Consider the following 18080-nt stretch of genomic DNA (forward strand, 5'->3'; position numbering starts at 1 on the left):
GAGGGTGTTTTGGTTAATGCTCAACAAAATTTCCGAAAAGCATTGCCCAAAGAATAAAACACATCTTTGTTAAAGATTGTCATTTGGATGACTATTCAATTACTCAAAGGAAACATTTGTCAGTTTTTAGCTACGCACTACAACATCGCGGTATTCACTCGGCGTCATACCTACTGTTGCCTTAAAGATACGCGAAAACGCGCTGTGGTCCTGGTAACCGCAGGCAACAGCAATATCGGTAATGCTCAATTGTGATTCGGCCAGCAAGCATGAGGCGGCATCGAGGCGTATCTTGACCATCATCTGCCTCGGGGTAAGGGAAAATATCTTGTGGAAATTGCGCTCCAGTTGCGCCACCGACAGACCAGTCAGCTTGACCAGGTCTGCCATGGCAATGGTTTGGGTATAGTTTTGATGCAGATGTTTTACCGCAGCAGCAATTTTGGCATACACGGGATGACGCTGGTCAGGCATGGCAAGGTCGCGTGAAATGCCTGTCATGCCTATGATGTTATGGCGGGCATCGCGCAAGGGAATTTTTTGTGTCAGGCACCAGCCCGGCGAGCGGTTCGGGTACAGGTGCAGCTCCAGCTGGTCATGAATTTCTTTTTTGCCACTCAGCACCAGCGCGTCCTGTGTGGCATAGCTGGTTGCCAGTGAAGATGGGAACACTTCCTCTGCCTTCTTGCCTATCAACGCATCCTTGTCCCAGACACCACAACGCCTGACCAGGGTGTGATTGACCACCAGATAACGCCCCTCATCGTCCTTCACAAAAAACACGATGTCAGGCATGGCATCGAACAGGCTTTCAGCAAAAAACACATTCGCCATCTGGCTGGCCATCTGCTGACGTTTTTGCTGTGCTGGAAAAGGGGATGCTGGCAGCGTCAATTAATCAACTCCATGAATGAAGAGAAAGAAAAGAATAACAAGAAAAAATATTGTGTTGCGATTAACTCAATCTATAAATATATTTAAATTATATTTGATATGTAGAGCTTAAACCATAATTCAGTCTAGAATCTATTCCTGTGCCGATTTCTGCGTAAATCACCAGCAAATAAGGATAGTCCATGGCAAAATTGAAGGCAGGAATATATTGCCATAAGTCAAAAAAGTGCAAAAGTTTTATAAAAACGCGCAGAATTTGATAATACTGGCTTTTTACAAGGTAAAATTCGTACTCGAATAGGTAAAATCCATACAAAATACAGAACATGGATATCTGATGCTTGCTACTCCTGAAAAAACACCCGCTTTCGCTCCTAAATTACGCGCAGCCGACGTTGCGTATGATGCGATAGAAAGCATGATAGTCACGCTACAGTTAAAACCTGGCTCACCCGTAGTCGAGTCTGAACTGGTAGAAAGAACCGGCCTGGGCCGCACCCCGCTGCGCGAAGCCCTGATGCGCATGTCATCCAACGGCCTGATACAGCAAATGCCCAGGCGTGGCCTGATCATCAGCGACATCGAAGCTGCCGAGCACATGACGCTGATAGAAACCCGCCGCGTCATCGAACGCCTGATCGGCGCCAGCGCCGCCCGCCGCGCCACGCCACAGCACCGCAAAGACATCATAGAATGCGCCGACAAAATGCTGGTCGCCGCCAAGCGCAATGACCTCAACGACTACATGGCAGCCGACCAGGCCCTCGACCATGTCGTCCACGAAGCCTGCCGCAACCCTTCAGCCGTCGCTGCAGTGATCCCGCTGATCATCAAATGCCGCCGCTTCTGGTACGCCTTCCAGCACGAAGGTGACATAGAAGAAGGCGCCCGCTGTCATATGCTGGTTGCCAAGGCGATTGCCAAAGGGAATGAGGAGCAGGCTGCCAAGGCAGCGGATGGCTTGATGGATTACCTGGAGTCGTTTGCGCGTAAGGTGATTGGGTAGGTGAAGTGTTTGAGGGCTTAGAAAGCCTCATTGACTACAAGTCCAAGAATACTCCCCAAGATCGTAGTGACGTCGCAGTTGGGGTTGGTTTTGACTTTCCGCAGTTCCCATGTGTCGACGCCGTTTGTGCAGTACAGAAAATGGAAAAAGAAGGGCCGCTTGTTTGAGCCGCAGGCGAGTTTCGGACCTTCCCATTTTTTGTACTGCACAAACGGGAACCCCGCAGGGGCGGCGATGCCTGGGTCGCCTTCTTTTGCTTCCTTTTCTTGGCGAAGCAAGAAAAGGGAGTAGCTGCCGGTCTACCACCGGCCTGCGATCCCAAAATACGTGTGCAAGTATTCAATTAAACAGACGCATAGAACACAATGAGTCTGAAACTAATAGCGCATTAGTTTGCCACGAACGTCGCTGGATTCCAGCTAAAAACACGCTGGAATGACGTTACCAAGATTGCCGATCATATTGCAGCTCACCAGTCGCAAACCATGCTCTTAAAGAATGGCACAAAACACACTCAATTGTGCCCAACTCTTCAGCAGCTAAGAGTATAATCTTGCCCCTATGGCATTCCACCCTTTTATTTCCAAACCCAACACCCAGGCGATCGCTGTCTCGACTGTTGTGTATGGTCTGCTGTATTTCATATTTATTGCGTTGCTGAAGGCTTCGATGGCACCACCAACACTGGTGAATACGGATACCGGCTTATGGGGAAACCAGCTGTTCATGGCGATCTTTGGCTTTGCACAGTATGTAGTGCCAGGCTTGCTGGTGGGGTATCTGGCTGAAAAATCGCCTATGATGCATGGCTATCTGTTGGGTATTGCCACCACGGCGCTGGTTTATACCTATGCCAGTTTTACCTATAGCGACAATCCTGCCCAACTCCCCACCTCCTATGCAGTCTTATATACCTGCTTTGTAGCCGGAGTCTGGTGTTCGCTTGGTGCGGTGATTGCTGACCATCTCAGGTCCAAAGAACCAGAACAATAATCAAGTCCAGTCGGGCCTGCGTTTTTCCAAAAAAGCCTGTACACCTTCTTGCGCCGTCCCATCAAGCATATTGCAGGCCATGGTCTGCCCGGCCAGCTGATAGGCGGCTTCCACACCCATTTCCAGCTGTTTATAGAATAACTGCTTGCCCATGCTAATGGCCAGTGCAGGTTTGGCAATGATGCTGGCTGTGAGCTCCGCCACACAGGCATCGAGCTCATCAGTACTGACGACACGATTGATGAGGCCGCGCTGCAAGGCAGTTTGCGCATCGATAAAATCACCGGTCAGCAGCATTTCCATCGCCTGCTTGCGCGAGACATTACGCGACAAGGCAACAGCGGGTGTAGAACAGAACAGGCCGACATTCACGCCAGATACGGCAAAGCTGGCATTGTCACTGGCAACAGCCAGATCACACATGCCCACCAGCTGGCAGCCGGCTGCTGTCGCCAAGCCCTGCACACGGGCGATGACGGGTTGGGGTAATTTCTGGATAGTCAGCATGAGCTTGCTGCATTGCTGGAACAGGCTCTTGTAATAATCTTCAGATGGATGGGCCTGCATTTGCTTCAGGTCATGGCCAGCACAAAATGCCTTGCCAGCAGCAGCCAGCACTACTACCCGCACATTTTCATCCACTGCGATGGCCTTGAACTCAGACTGCAAGGCAGCCAGCATTTCTTCAGACAGGGGGTTAAAGCGCTCGCCACGGTTCAAAGTCAGGGTGCTGACGCCTGCGACATCCTTACGCAATACAAAAGGCGAGTCTGCCGGAGTACTCATTCTGCATCTTCCTGTTCTGGCTCCATGCCAGTCTGCACACTCTTGCCCTGCCCGAGCAAGACTGGTGGCACATAGGTCGCCAGCAAATGTTCGCGGCTGGCCGGGGTTTCCAGGCTCACGCGGCCCAGGGCGCCGCTGCGGTAATCAAGCAACAGGGTGTGGGAAGCTTTTTCATAGTCCCAGTCGCCACCTTTGAGCTTGTAGCCACGTTTCTTGGCCACGCCCTCAATGACAGAGACAGCATCTATACCTTCGACCGGAAAGCCATAACGCGCAGTGATAAATTTTGGGTAATGAATCAGCAATTGCTCTGCCAAAAATGTCGCGATTTCTTCTTCTATCAGCGCATTCACGCCCACCGCATGGCTGGCTGCCAGCATCAGACCGTCAGTAGGATGTTCTATCTTGGGCCACAGCATGCCGGGGGTATCGGTCAAAATCATGTTCTTGCCCAGGTACAAACGCTGCTGGGTCTTGGTCACGGCGGGCTCGTCACCGACATTGGCAACACGTTTCTTGAGCAAGGCATTCATCAAGGTCGATTTACCGACATTGGGTATGCCCATGATCATCATGCGCAGCGGCTTGGTCGGCACGCCGCGGTGCGGTGCCAGCTTCAAAGCCAGGCCAGGCACTTTGGCGACATCAGATGGCTTTTTGCAACTCAGGGCGACAGCGAACACGCCCTTCTGGGCATTGTAGAAATCCAGCCAGGCCTTGGTGGCATTCGGGTCAGCCAGGTCAGCCTTGTTCAAGATCTTCAGACAAGGACGCTGGCGGAAGGTACGCAGCGACTCCACCATGGGATTGCAAGAGGCTTGTGGAATGCGGGCATCCTGCACTTCTATCACCAGGTCGGTGTTTTCCATGGTTTCCGCCGCCTTCTTGCGGGCGGCGTTCATGTGGCCGGGGAACCATTGTATGGACATGCTTATTCTTCTTTTTGGCAAAAACAAAGCGACATTGTACGGAAGTCTGCCTCGCTTGCGCCGGATTTTGCTGGCGATCTCGGGGAAGCACCGCATTTATCCGGTGCAGATTTTGACTATGGATGTACAAAAAAACATTAATGTTTAATATTTTTGCAAGAATTGTAAATTTAGTTGATTAATTTGTATGTAGATGCTATTTTTCTAATCCATGATTTGTTGTATTTTTATTAGCGACTGAAACATTTCCCCGCAGGAAATTCAAGCAAGTTTTTCACCCTTTAAAAAAGGGTGAAGGGGAAACTCGTGCGAACAAGCAACAAGGCAGGTATAAGGACGGACAGAGGCAAGCGGCACAGCAGTAGGAATTTTATTGTTTTTTTGAGCTTACATAACCATAGGCAGATGAGCGATGAAGGTGATTTCCTGGAATCTGAAAAATGTCAGTCTCAACAAGCTGACAAAAGCGAACGCTTTCCAGCCTCTTTTTCAGTCTTATGGCATGGGAAACACCGTTCTTGATTTTGTCACCAATGTTGTCATGGGGGCAGAACAATGGGAAGGCGTCGTTTCTGCCTTTCCAGTTGACCTGTTTGTCGTCATCGAATTGAAAACCGGCGGATCTGCCAAGGGCGGCGCTGTATCAGGCAACTGCCTGCCTACCCTGGTTGCGCTGCGCGACGCGATGAATGCAGCAGTCACTGCCATGAATCATGACCCGCAAGAATACACTTATGCGTATGTCACGCCATTGATCACAGGTCAACATGAAACAGTTGGTTTTATCTACAACACGCGTGTCCTGACTCCAACAGGTATTGCTGTAGAAAGGGACTCCGTCAGCAATACTTACCTGCCAGGCAGAACCCCGCTGGTCGCCACCTTCAGCCTGGTATCAAATCCGCTGACAACCATGCGCTTTTCAGGCATTCATGATCCGCCACCCAGTGGCGGTGCGGCAGTCAGGATGCGTCCTCCAATTGATTTTTGTAGACGGCTGACCAATACGCCGTCCGCAGCGGTACAGAATACCTTTTTTCTCGGTGACTTCAATTGCCAGCCAACTGATAACTATGTGAATGGTAATGGCGTCACTGTTCGGCCATTTTCCAATCTGAACAATTTTGGAACTGAACTGCCGAATAATTCGCTTTCCAGTGTCAGGCGACGCCTTAATAACAACCAGGCGGGGCAAGCAGCCTATCTGAATGCTGCATATGACAACAATATTTTTTGGGTTAGTCAAAATGTTGTTATTGGTGACGGGAATGAGGAGGTGGCCGATCTGATTGGTGAAGCAAAGGACAGTACTTTTGATCCACCGACTGATCTTTATCCTGCCAAGGGCAGAGCTGTACTGAATGCGTTTAATGCAGTGTCAGACCATCTGCCTGTCATTACGGAATTCAATGTCTTATAAAAAAGAGCAGGAGAGGCATCACCTATGGCTTACTGGAAATTTACCGATGTCTATGGCAGCACTTACCCGGCGCTGAGTAATTCCATACTCAGTGTGCTGGTATTTGATGTACCGTCCGGATCTCCTGTCAGCGGCACAAATTTTAGTGCCAACCTGGATTTGCAGGCGACTGGCAAATCCATGGCCGTGCTGTCAAAAATGCTGGGCATGAACGCAGTGCCCATGACAGGCACAGTCACGACCACGAACAATGAACTGAACATCGATCTGACGTCGAGCAATAATGCCGCGATACTGAGCGCACTGGCAGCCTGCATCCCAGTCATCGGTGGTCAGCTCATGCAGGCGGCAAACCTGGCCATCAAGAACACCACACCGCAATCTGCCACCGTTGATGACGATCCGACCACGGACCAGTTCAATCTGAATACCACGGTCAAGATAGGCAGTGGCAGTGGGAATGTGAGCACGCAGATACCGATGAGCAATGGCCTGTTCACCATGAGTGCCACGTTCGACAACTTTGGCATCGGTTTGAGCGACCTGAATTTCCTGGTGCCGGGCGCGCAGTTTTCCAGCATGTTTCCAACCACGCTGCCAACGAATTACTACAACCCGGCCAGCACAACCTTGAACCTCCTGTCGCTGGAATTGTCGCTGTATGTGAAGACTACCCCTTCGCTGAGTATCAGCGTCAATAATGTCTCGACCTCGATAGGCATAGTCAATATACCGCTGTATCCGAATGCGCTATTCCTGAACCCGCTGGCGATCTGGATCAGTGTCAGCAATCCACTCAGCAACCCGACACCGACCTGGGGGCTCAACGGCACCATTGCGCTTTATCCTTACGATAAGCAGACCAGCCCGCCCAGTGTGCCGCCGGATTTTAGCTATGATCTGGCGATGCAGATGCCGACCAGATCCGACCCCACTTTTTCTGTGACTGGCACCCTTGACAATCCACAAAACCTGCCAGTGTCGCAAATACTTTGTGACCTCATGAGTGACGGCAGCTTCAACACTGGCATATCGAATCAACTGACTTTGGAAACATTTGACTTTGCCACCGTGGCCGACACCTCGACAGGCACGATCAGCGAATTTTCTGTCGAGATAGCAATGAATGCCACTGCTAATGGTGGCTCTTACCTCGGCTTGTTCAGCGACAGCTTTGGCGTCAAGGATTTCAGTATCGCGGTTGCTTACGTCAAGTAAGTGGCGAATAAGTGGCAAATGAATATAGAACCATCCTCTATTGAAAACGAAGGTGCGCGGACCATGGGTACAACGATCAATTTTAAAACCACGCTGGTCATAGGTGAACAGGATGTACCACTGGCTTCAGAAATTGTACTGGGCCAGAGCGATTCACAGGAAGGTGCCAGCAACGGCTTTTTATTCAAGCTCGACCGCGACCCCTTTGACCCACCCGTCACGATCTATCTTGGTGATGTGATCAACTTCATCAATACCAAACTCGGTGGCGGTGATGTTTCCAGCAATCCTGGCATGGCCCTGATCAGCCAGGCTTTTCCTGGCATGAACCCGGCCAATTTCAATGCCAGCAACCAGACGCTGGTCAACATCTATGAATTCAGCCTCAATTCGACGACCAAGGAATTCCTGTTTTCTTTCAATCTTGATGTAGAAGGCTCCAATCCTGACGTCGGCCTGATAGCCCTGCCGCCTGTCTTGTCGAGCTGGCTCAAGATAGAGAGTCTGGCTATTTCTTTTTCTGCCTCCAGTCAATCCTGAACAATCCAAACTCTGCGCCGCCATGTCCAATACTGCCATAGACCTCACCCTCGGCCTGAACCTGCAAATCGGGTCTGTTCCTGTTTCCCTGAGCGCGGAAGTGGAAAGCAAATCGAGCGGATCTGTTTACACCTTCAGTGGCTCTGTGCAGGATGCCACCATCGATATAGGCAAGTTCATGAGCTATATCGGTCAGCAATTTGGCGTCGATGTACAATTCCCGCCTGAACTGAATCTCGAAGCCATCATCGACTATGTCGCTGGGCAAATTACCTATACCAAGCCTGTCACTGGCGCAACGACGACAGAAATGGGCATGGCAGCCAAGTTTGAACTGGTCTATCAGAATGGCAGCAGCACCGAGACATTTGGTTTCAGTTTTTATGCCGACACTATCCTGACCAGTGGCTCTGCTACCAGCAACTACGTGGTCGGCGCCTCGATAGACAGCAACCTGGCATTCAAGGATTTACCCCTGGTTGGCAGCATACCGGTATTCAATGAATTCATACTCCAGCATCTGGGCTTCAGCTATACCAATGCTGACCCCGCACAGAATAATGGCAAGCCTGTCAGCTTCAATATCCCCCAAGTGTCGCAGAGCAGTAATCCATTAAAGCCAGCAGGTTCACCGCCCTCGCGTGAAAGCAATACCTATGCGATAGATACGAAAGGTGACCAGACTACATTCAGTCTGAATAAAAAAGGGTTTGCATTCACTGCAGGTCTTTTGCGGGAGGGCAGCAATACTGCTGTCAGCAATTTCTCCTTGCCCATGGCCTTGCCTGCTGCCCCGGCTTCTACTGCGCCAGCCACTTATTACCAGGGTAGTGGTAGCGGCAGCGTCAAAGCCAGCCCGCCAGCCAGTCCCATCAACTGGATCAATATCAACAAGACTTTTGGCCCAGTTGACCTGCAAAAAATCGGTCTGAATTATAAAAGCGGTGAAGCGACGTTTGGTCTGTCTGCCGGGTTTTCCATGGGTGGTTTTTCGCTGGACTTGCAAGGTCTGTCAATCACCTTCCCACTGCCCTTGCCTGGCATGCCAGCAGGTAACACGGTCAGTTTTGACCTGGATGGCCTCGCGATGGATTTCCAACGCGGCAATCTGCGTCTGGGTGGTGCTTTCCTGAAAGTCAAACAGAACGACATCACGAATTATTTTGGTGAAGTCGTCGTGCAGGTCGCCAGTTATGGCTTCAAGGCCATAGGCGGCTATGCTCCGGCGCAGAATAATAATCCGGCCTCCTTCTTCATCTATGCGAACCTGCAGGTGCCTTTGGGTGGCCCACCCTTCCTGTATGTATCCGGCCTGGCCTTTGGTTTTGGTGTCAACTATGCGTTGAACCTGCCAACCATCGCAACCCTGCCAGGCTACCTGCTGTTGCCTGGCAAGGCGCCGGCACAACCATCGAATGCGGGTGCGGCCTTCAGCAGCGTACTGACGCAACTGGCTGGCGGCACCAACCCTGTTGTAACCAACCAGCCTGGTCAGTACTGGGTGGCGGCTGGCATACAGTTCACGTCTTTCAATATGGTGTCTGCCTTTGCCCTGGTCACGGTGTCGTTTGGCGTCAGCACCCAGATAGGTTTGCTGGGTTCCTGCTCCATCACTTTGCCCAAGGGAGCCAGCAGCCCACTCGCGTATATAGAAATCGATATCGTCGCCTCGTTCACACCAGACAGTGGTGCACTGGCGGTCGCAGGTGTGATCACACCTGCTTCTTACCTGTATGGTGACTTCGTCAAGATCAGTGGTGGTTTTGCCTTCAATATCTGGTTCAGCGGCGAGCACAAGGGTGATTTCGTTGTCACGGTCGGCGGCTATAACAGCGCCTATTCCAAACCGGACTGGTACCCTGCCGTGCCGCGCATGCAAATGGGTTTTGCACTGGGGCCCTTCCAGGCATCGGGCTCGTCTTACCTCGCGCTGACACCGGCGATGTTCATGGCGGGCATGCAGTTTTCTGCGACCTTCTCGCTGGGCTCCATCAAGGCCTGGTTCAATTGCGGCATGGACTTTTTGATTGCCTGGGCTCCCTTTGTCTACCGGGCAGATGCCTATGTCAATGTCGGTTGCTCGGTTGATCTTGGCCTGTTCACGATACGTGTCAGTGTGGGCGCGAACCTGCAGGTCTGGGGTCCCTCATTTGGTGGCCGTGCCGAAGTTGATCTCGACATCGTCAGCTTCACCATCAGCTTCGGTTCTTCTGCCCCCAACCCTGCTCCTGTCAGTTGGCAAAATGTGGCGGACAACTTCTTGCCTGGCAGTGGTACAACTTCATCGAACTCAGCCAAGTCGGTATCTGCCCGTAGCATGAATATGCTGAGCATGCAAAAGTCTGCCAGCATGGCAAAGACTGCCAAGCTCAGCACCGCCAGCGCAAATGCCAGCACCGACACCAATGCCTCTGCATCTGTCGCCGTAGGTTTGTTGCAACAGGACATTGTCGATGCCGAAGGCCGCACCTGGGACTGGATCGTCGATCCTAATCAGTTCCAGTTGATGACTGCATCAACCATACCGTCGAACGTAGCACGCTGGAGCACTGGCAGCAGTACGACAACGACGATACCAAATGTCTTGCCCATTGCCAGCACTACAGCCCTGCCACATCTGGTGGCAGCCAGCGAGTCTTACTCCAGCACACAGATATGGAATCCGACAATCAGCGTCAAACCCATGAAGCTGTCGAGTGTGCAGACCATACATACCATCACGCTGACCAAGGCAGACAATAACGGTAACTTCACTGACTATATCAATGAAGTGCAAATCCAGCCTGTATTGGGTAACTCGAACACCGCATTGTGGGGTGACCCGAATGCCAGCAAGGATGCCAATGCCGCGGCCCTGCTGCCACATACACTGATGGGTTTCAATATCACAGCCCTGCCGCGCAACCCGCTGACAGTCAACAATGTGCCATTGATACAGCTGATTTTTACGGCAGGAAACCAAACTACTTTCAGCTATACCTCACAGCAGTCTGACCAGAATTACACGGTGACCTCGACCATCACCAGCCCGGCAGAAGAATTGCAGATCAATGTCACAGGAGCCAGCACGCAAGCGCTGACGAACCAGAATTATGTACTCAGCTCGCTGACGAATAACTGGGTCAGCAGCCAGCGCAATACCGTGCTGGATGACCTGACAGCCAATGGCTTTGGCACCTACACGCCCGCGCAACTGAACCTGACAGCCATGGCCACGACAGAAGCCCTGACTGACTGGCCACTGGTGGGTGTGCTGGGGGAAGCAATAGCGGCCTAGCAATCGCAGCCTGGCAATTGCAGCTTGTATGGAAAAGCGCAACAAATAATGCATAGATGAATATTTTTTCTGAAGGTGTGGATCAACATGGCTGTCAATGACGATGAAACCTATTTGCTGAACCAGCAGGTATCCTTTATCCAGCATTTTTTACCAGGCTTGGATGCTGGCGGTTATCAGTTAAAGGTAAGGCAAAACATACTCGACAACGCAGGTAATGCTGTCAACGGCGCAGACTATAGCAATAGCTATACCTTTGCGGTAACGGCAGACCGCTTTGCGATTTCGCAGCCCGGCAATGTGATCAGCTCGGTCTTCCCCTCGGACAATGCCTCGGGTGAGTTCAGCAATGTCTTGCCACATGTGGTGTTTTCACAAAAAACTTTCCCCTGGGTGCGTTACCCGACCAATAAACTTCCGTATTCACCGCCAGAGGCAGGCACGGATACCGATGCGGATGTACCAACCTGGCTATGGGTCATGCTGCTGGATGAAGATGATGTCGATGCCTGCACTGCTGAAGGTCTGAGCCTGAGTCTGACTGCTGCAACCCGCAGTGTGGCCGACCTGTTCCCGCAGGCTGCCCTGCCGTCTGGCACGAACAGCAGCCTGGGTAGCAATTATTCCTATTTCAATGGCGCCACCACAATATTGGGGCTGGAACCCGGTGAGACATTGACAGATGCGATCCAGACCATTGATGTGCCGCTAAGCCTGTTCTGGAAGATCGCACCCAGTGTCGATGACTTGAAGCAGATGGCGCATGGTCGTGTAGTCAGTCTGATCAACCAGCCGACTACCACCAATACGCCAGACCCTGGTGAACCTACCGGTTCATTTTCCATCGTATTTGGCAACCGCCTGCCTGCTACAGGCAAAAAAACCGTGGCCTTTCTGGTATCACTTGAAGAATTGGAGAACTTTTTGCCCAGCACCAGCAGTGGCGGTGCACCGGCGGGCAACACTTACAATGGCAACTTGTCGCTGAGGTTGGCAGTACTCAGCAACTGGACTTTCTTCAGCACAGGCCAGCCAGCGACATTTGTCCACCAGTTGCTGAGCCTGAATGATCGCGTCATTGATGACCCGAAAAAACAACCGCCACCAGCCGCCACCAATACCAATCTGCGCCTGCCCTATCAAGGTAGCAATGCGGTCGTGCGCGGCGCATTGAATATGGGTTACGTGCCACTCAATGAAACCCTGCGCACTTCCGGCCAGACGGTGTCCTGGTATCGAGGCCCCTTGACGCCTTATCAGGTCACGCAGTCATGGTTGCAGGTACCAATAGCCTCGCCTGATGCGGCCACCATCTTTGACCCGACCACGGGTTTGCTGGATACCTCTTATGCTGCCGCCTGGACCATAGGCCGCATGGTGGCCTTGCAGGATACTTCGTTTTCAACGGCCTATTACACCTGGAAGCGCGACCTGGAAATGCAGGTGCAACAATCCGTCGAAGACCAGATGCTGGAACAAAGCCTGGGTGCCTCGCTGGACCTGGCTCCGCAAGCGAAGCAAATGAAACTCATGGTCGGCGCACCGGCACCGCATGGTTCAAATTCACTGCTGAAACGCACCATCATGTCACTCAATCCTGAGGCTTAATATGAAATCCGTCTATAAGCGCTCATCGCTGATCAGCAACCTGCAGACTGCGTATTCCAGCCCCGCCAATGTGCAGGCCAATCTGCCCAATCCTGCCATGCCACAAGTGCTGGTGGATTGGCTGGCCAACCTGGCACTGCTGCATGGCGTGCCGTTTAATTACCTGGTACCAGATGAAAACATGCTGCCGCCAGAATCACTGCGCTTTTTTTATCTCGACAGTAACTGGATTTCTGCATTGACGGATGGTGCCATGAGCATAGGCCGCAATTTGACCACACAGATCGATACGCCAGAGATGAATCTGCAATCTGCCGTCTTGCCCGAGGTGACCAGCCAGGTCAAGAGCACAGCTTCTCAAGTCAGGGCCAAGGCCTTTGGGACCACTGCCAAACTCAGCGAAAGCAATTCCACAGTCATCAGCGGCTTTGTCCTGCGCTCTTCACTGGTACTTGATTACCCGAGCATGGGCGTGAATGTCTATCCTCTCGGTGGCACTCCCAAAGACCCAAGCCCTGTCATGTTGCAAATCCTGAGACTGGAGCAACTGGGACCACAATCAGACACCTTAATCTGTCTGGTTGCTGGTGATGCCTATCGCGTTGATATACATGAAGCGCCACAGGCACTGCATTATGGTATCGATTGTTTCCAGAATGGCTGTACCGTCAGGGGTCTCGCCGCCACTGCGGTCAAAAACCTGTACACCTTTGGCAATGCAACTAAGACCAACGATGGCACGACGACGAATAGCGTCACCATGAGCCAGACGGTGACGCCGACTGACATCAGCTCATGTTTCCGCAGTATATCGCCGCGCGTGCTGGGTATGGACAGCTTGTCCAAACTCATCCTGCAAGCCAACCGCTCTGTCGCACCGCCACCGGGCACCACAGCCCCCAGCAGCATCGATTCTGCCGAGATGGGCTTTGAGATGACCGAGGGTGTGGGCATGGTCAGTTTTTATAAATCAAATTAATTAAGCCAGCGACTGAAAATCATGATGAACGCCATCGTTCCACTTAATATTGCCGCATTGCGCGTCAACAATAATGATGCCACCAATGTCGTTGGCGGCTTCCAGGGCAAGACGGCCAGCTTCAACTCCATGCCCTGGTATAACCCGAATGGCGGCACGCCACCGGCAGCGGCCAGTACCGGTGACAAGATTTATGCGCCGCTGGGAAGCACAGCCAGCGGCAATCCGCTTAACAGCCCAGCCAACCCGCTCGGTGTGGGTGTGCATCTGCAATGGGAATTGCCTGATTATTTTCGCAAAGGCTCGCAACCTGCTGAAGGCGGCAACCTGGTTTTCCCGGCTGCGCCTAACCGCTGGCTGGTAACCCGCTTCCTGAGTTTTTATGATACGCAAACCCAGGCTTATGGCAACATCAGCAGCAAGAGCTGGGTGGTCGAGAGTGATTACCTGTCATCGACACTGCAGGCCGATGCTTCCGGCATTATACGGCCTGTCATCTCTGTGCCTATCCCAGCCCAGCCTGGTTTCCAGCAACAGCCTTTCATGTACATGGGGCGGGTGGTCGATGCAGCAAGCTGGAACCCGGCGAATACACCAGCATCGAATTACCTGCCAAATTACAAAGCCACTGATGGAAGCTCACTGTACCTGACATCAATAGGTTTTGTCGGTGCCTATTTTGGTTCTTACTACCCTGAATGCTGCAGTGTATTTGGCTTCTGGGATAACTTTTCTGACGTACCTTATCCCGGCTACAAGTCTTTGTATGAAGCCCTGAAGGCGAATGCGACGATACAGTTCCGCACAACTTACCAGGTCACAGGCTGGCTCAATGAGAGCATGTCTGATCCCCTGGCCAATATTGATGCCCATATTACCGACGACTATAACAAATACCTGACTGAATGCAATAACAATGATGTTGCCCCTGAACTGACGCCGAATGACTTTTTCCAGCAGATCACCAGCGGAAAAATGAAATGGACCTTCAATATGGCCGATGTCGGTTATGAGCTCAATGAAAATCATACGATAGCTTCGCTCAACTACCCTGAAGAAACCCTGTCTTCCGGTACCAGCCAGGAAATCGTCTGGAACATGCTCAGCAATCCTGGCACGACTTACTTTTTGCAGTCGAATAATGCGGGCAATGTTTCAGTCTGGGATACCGAGGTTGAGATTGCCGTCGGCAATTCAACCGAAGAAGCCGTGGCTGCCATGCTCAAGACCGACATGGGCCAGCAGACCAATGACCCGAATGTGCTAAGCAATTATGAATACCTGCTGGATGCCCTGCAACTGGGCTTGCTGGCAGATCTCGAAAAAACACCGAACAAACTCATTACGCTAGAAGAAGCACTGCACAGCAATGCCTTCTCGACTGACCCGGGCGGTTACCTGTGGATCATAGGTAGCCAGGAAGTCAATGGTGACACCCCGGTCAATCCAGATGTCGAAGTCACCCTGCCGCTGGACCTGGCCGAACAACTGTATTTGCTGAACCAGGCGCAAAAAAACTACGACATGGGCCGCGCTGCGCTCTCCACCATGCGCAAGCAATTGTTCATGGACTGGACGCATTATGTGAAGCTATACACGGGTGAAATCACTGACCCGAATATCAGCATCAGCAACATGACGAATTTCATCAACACTGCCAGCGGTGGTGAACTGAATGCTGTCATCGCCAAGGGCACGGCAGTTGGCATATTGTCGTATATCACGAATGAAGAATCAGGTGCAGTCACCGGCATCAGCCAGCCTGTCAGCGGGGTATCGATTTCCAGCCTGGCCTACAAGGTCTGGGATAATTATCAGGTAGTGCAAAATGCCCTGGCGGCTTACCCGGCATGGCAAGTGCAATGCACTAAGAGTGATGCTTTCTATCTGCCGAATGAACCTCTGGTACTGATGCAGGGCGACATGATGGAGCCTGCACGCAGGAATGGCAAAAATCCACTGACCTTTGTGCGTCTGAGCCAGGAAATACTGGACCAGCTCAATATCAGCTATAACGGCAATGAGCTCAGGATAATGGCCAGCAGCACAGGCATAGTTCCTGCCATCAACGGCAATATACCCATGGGCACCGATGTCAGCGCTCTGCTCGGCGAAGCCTGCCTGATCACGCCCATGCTGGCAACGGCAGTGGCATCCGGCCTCGCTGCAATAGGTGGAGCAAATAATCCGGCAGTTACTTCACTGTCCGCCTTTACTACCAGCCTGATGTATGCGCAAGGTGGCCTGAGCCCGCTTGATATTGCACCGAATGCCGGTGGCGTACCTGCATCCACAGATACCAGTCTGTTTGCCACGGTGGCAAGCGACAATTACCAGGCTGCAGCCAATCCGGTCATCGCGATCAGCGCACCACAGTCGCTGAATATCACGTTCAGCAATGTTGCCGGCAATGGCTGGGCACCAAATACCATAGGCTGGAGCACCCAGGCTACGCCAGCCGGTTTCCCATCCAGCCAGGTCAACCCTTTCCTGCCGGTATTCATGGTCTGGAATGTCAGACTTAATCCATTGCTGTGGGAAGCCAGGGACAACAATGGCAACGCGATTTATTCACCATCGAATCTCACGGACTTTTTTACCCTGGATACAGATGCGGTCGATTATGTCTATAAGATGAATGGCAGCCAGGCTGTGAACTTCACCTCGCCTGACGCCATCACTTATGGCAACTCATCGACCATGAGTTCCAACTCCACCGGTGTGCTGGTGTACCAGATCAACTCTTATATAGCCAGCCACCCCGGCGACCCGGATAACCCTACCCTGCAAAGCATAGCCGATCTGTATGCCGACAAGAACTTCCTGGCGCAATCGATCAGCGGCTTCAACATCCAGCAGATATTGACTGCCGATGTCGCCCAGGTAGCAGTGGAAGACCTGACCAAGGGCAGCCGCGACAGCGTGACCACCGCTGTCGCCAACGCCGCCAAACAAAATGCCTGGGACAACTGGTATGACTTTGGCTTCAACAGCCAGCAACCTATCTCCACGGGCTTGCTGGCTCAGGGTAATTTTGGCCCCCTGCGTTCTGGTTTCCTGGAAATCTTGAGCATAGAAATCGTCGATGCTTTCGGCCAGCGCATGGATCTGGCGACTGCGGCCAGCAATCCCGATGGATCGCTGGAAGTGATCACCGCCTACTCCATGACACCGCCCGCCGAAGATACAGCGAACCAGGGCAAGATCTATTTGCCACCAAGGTTACTGGCCTCCAGCCGTCTGTGGTTCCAGTGGCTGTCAGCCTCGTATGACACCAGCATCGCCGGTATCACAGGGGATTTTGAAGAGATGAGCCATCACCCCGCCACCTCACCTGTGTGCGGCTGGATCATGCCGAATCACCTCGACAACAACCTGTTTTTCTACAATGCCGATGGCAGCCCGATAGGCACGTTTGGCATAGAACATCTGAGCACCAACCCTGCCCTGGTCTATCGCACCCGTGCCGGTAACCTGGACAATCCCACCAGCAGCCTGGCGTATGACATAGGCGAACCAGGCTCACCCAAGGTGAATGCCAATCTGGCCAACTACATGTGGTACATCAATGGCCAGAACGCCAGCTACCTGCAAGACCTGATGAAGGTGATACTGGACTCTGCCGACTATATCAACCCGGCCAATTACGCCAGGGATGCGAACCTGTCGGTACTGCTGGGTAATCCCCTGGCCCTGGTCAGGGCATCAGTCGGGCTGGAAACTGCTGGCAACCTGCTGCCAATCAGCCAGGCAAGCAGCGGCCCTGGCGCACCACTCCCGCAAGACGTGAATAATAACCGCGTCAATTACACAGACCGCATGGCCTACAGCAGTGCCAACCTGCAAAACCTCAACTTCCCACTGCGGCTGGGTGACCTCGCCAATCTGGATGACGGGCTGGTTGGCTACCTGATGGATGGCACTGGCGACAATCCTTACATCGGTGCCGTATTTTATGCACCTGCTGCCGATCCTGGCATGCAAGGTGGTATCCGGGCGCCGACTGAAACCACGGTGCAACTGACCCTGAATGCAGCATCACGTCACCTGACCATGCTGGTTGATCCGCGTGCGGCGGTACATGCCACGACAGGCGTATTGCCGGTCAATGAACTGAGCATACCGCCTGACCAGTACTCGACTGCAATGAACAGCCTGCAAGTCAATTTCGTCACCAGACCCATGCTGAAAATGAGTCAGGGCCTGGTTGTACCCTTGCCTGCGGAGGCCGGTTATGCGTGGTCGTGGATCACGCCGGGCAGCACTACCGAGACAGCGCTGATCGCCAACGCGGCGAATGAAACCCCGGTCTATGGCTACTCACCACAGACTCTGCAGGAGGGTTGGCTGGAACTCACCCCGGACAGTAATGAATGAAGCATGCATACAAGCAGTGACAACCAAGCAGTAACAACCAAGCCAACACTACT

12 protein-coding genes are annotated in these 18080 nt (G+C 52.4%); 9 read left to right on the plus strand and 3 right to left on the minus strand.

Annotated features, from left to right (window positions below):
* Positions 1 to 126: 126 nt before the first annotated feature.
* Positions 127 to 894 (minus strand): AraC family transcriptional regulator, encoded by a 768-nt coding sequence (locus UNDKW_RS17370; protein WP_232063021.1) that lies wholly within the window; start codon positions 892 to 894, stop codon positions 127 to 129.
* Positions 895 to 1231: 337 nt separating this feature from the next.
* Between UNDKW_RS17370 and UNDKW_RS17375 the strand changes: the two genes are divergently transcribed.
* Entirely contained in the window at positions 1232 to 1900 is a 669-nt protein-coding gene (locus UNDKW_RS17375; protein ID WP_162042205.1) for a GntR family transcriptional regulator, read from the plus strand.
* A gap of 561 nt (positions 1901 to 2461) precedes the next feature.
* The gene (locus UNDKW_RS17380; RefSeq protein WP_162059697.1) at positions 2462 to 2893 is read left to right on the plus strand and encodes a hypothetical protein; all 432 of its coding nucleotides are present in this window, start codon (positions 2462 to 2464) and stop codon (positions 2891 to 2893) included.
* Here the strand turns inward: UNDKW_RS17380 and UNDKW_RS17385 are convergent, their stop codons facing one another.
* Together UNDKW_RS17385 and ylqF are read right to left on the minus strand one after the other, a co-directional pair.
* Positions 2894 to 3679, minus strand: a complete 786-nt coding sequence (locus UNDKW_RS17385; protein WP_162059698.1) for an enoyl-CoA hydratase — start codon at positions 3677 to 3679, stop codon at positions 2894 to 2896.
* The gene (ylqF, locus tag UNDKW_RS17390) at positions 3676 to 4608 is read right to left on the minus strand and encodes a ribosome biogenesis GTPase YlqF (RefSeq protein WP_162059699.1); all 933 of its coding nucleotides are present in this window, start codon (positions 4606 to 4608) and stop codon (positions 3676 to 3678) included. Before ylqF ends, UNDKW_RS17385 begins: the two co-directional genes overlap by 4 nt.
* Positions 4609 to 5110: 502 nt before the next feature.
* On the opposite strand from ylqF, the gene UNDKW_RS17395 reads away from it, so the two are divergent.
* The 7 genes from UNDKW_RS17395 to UNDKW_RS17425 all read left to right on the plus strand — a co-directional run bounded on the left by UNDKW_RS17395 (position 5111) and on the right by UNDKW_RS17425 (position 18027).
* A complete protein-coding gene (locus tag UNDKW_RS17395) occupies positions 5111 to 6028 on the plus strand; it encodes a hypothetical protein (protein WP_162059700.1) in 918 nt (305 codons plus the stop codon).
* Positions 6029 to 6052: 24 nt separating this feature from the next.
* Complete coding sequence (locus tag UNDKW_RS17400) at positions 6053 to 7246, plus strand: hypothetical protein (protein ID WP_162059701.1); 1194 nt, start codon at positions 6053 to 6055, stop codon at positions 7244 to 7246.
* A gap of 18 nt (positions 7247 to 7264) precedes the next feature.
* Positions 7265 to 7786 carry a hypothetical protein gene (locus UNDKW_RS17405; RefSeq protein WP_162059702.1) on the plus strand — a complete coding sequence of 174 codons (522 nt, stop codon included), beginning with the start codon at positions 7265 to 7267 and terminating at the stop codon, positions 7784 to 7786.
* A 22-nt stretch (positions 7787 to 7808) separates the two neighbouring features.
* A complete protein-coding gene (locus UNDKW_RS17410; RefSeq protein WP_162059703.1) occupies positions 7809 to 11063 on the plus strand; it encodes a DUF6603 domain-containing protein in 3255 nt (1084 codons plus the stop codon).
* Between the two features lie 87 nt (positions 11064 to 11150).
* Positions 11151 to 12671: a hypothetical protein gene (locus UNDKW_RS17415; RefSeq protein WP_162059704.1), complete on the plus strand. Its 1521-nt coding sequence runs from the start codon at positions 11151 to 11153 to the stop codon at positions 12669 to 12671.
* Position 12672: 1 nt separating this feature from the next.
* Positions 12673 to 13650 carry a hypothetical protein gene (locus UNDKW_RS17420; protein ID WP_162059705.1) on the plus strand — a complete coding sequence of 326 codons (978 nt, stop codon included), beginning with the start codon at positions 12673 to 12675 and terminating at the stop codon, positions 13648 to 13650.
* A 24-nt stretch (positions 13651 to 13674) separates the two neighbouring features.
* Complete coding sequence (locus tag UNDKW_RS17425; protein WP_162059706.1) at positions 13675 to 18027, plus strand: hypothetical protein; 4353 nt, start codon at positions 13675 to 13677, stop codon at positions 18025 to 18027.
* Positions 18028 to 18080: the final 53 nt, after the last annotated feature.

This window comes from Undibacterium sp. KW1 (genome assembly GCF_009937955.1).
Taxonomy (GTDB): domain Bacteria; phylum Pseudomonadota; class Gammaproteobacteria; order Burkholderiales; family Burkholderiaceae_D; genus Undibacterium.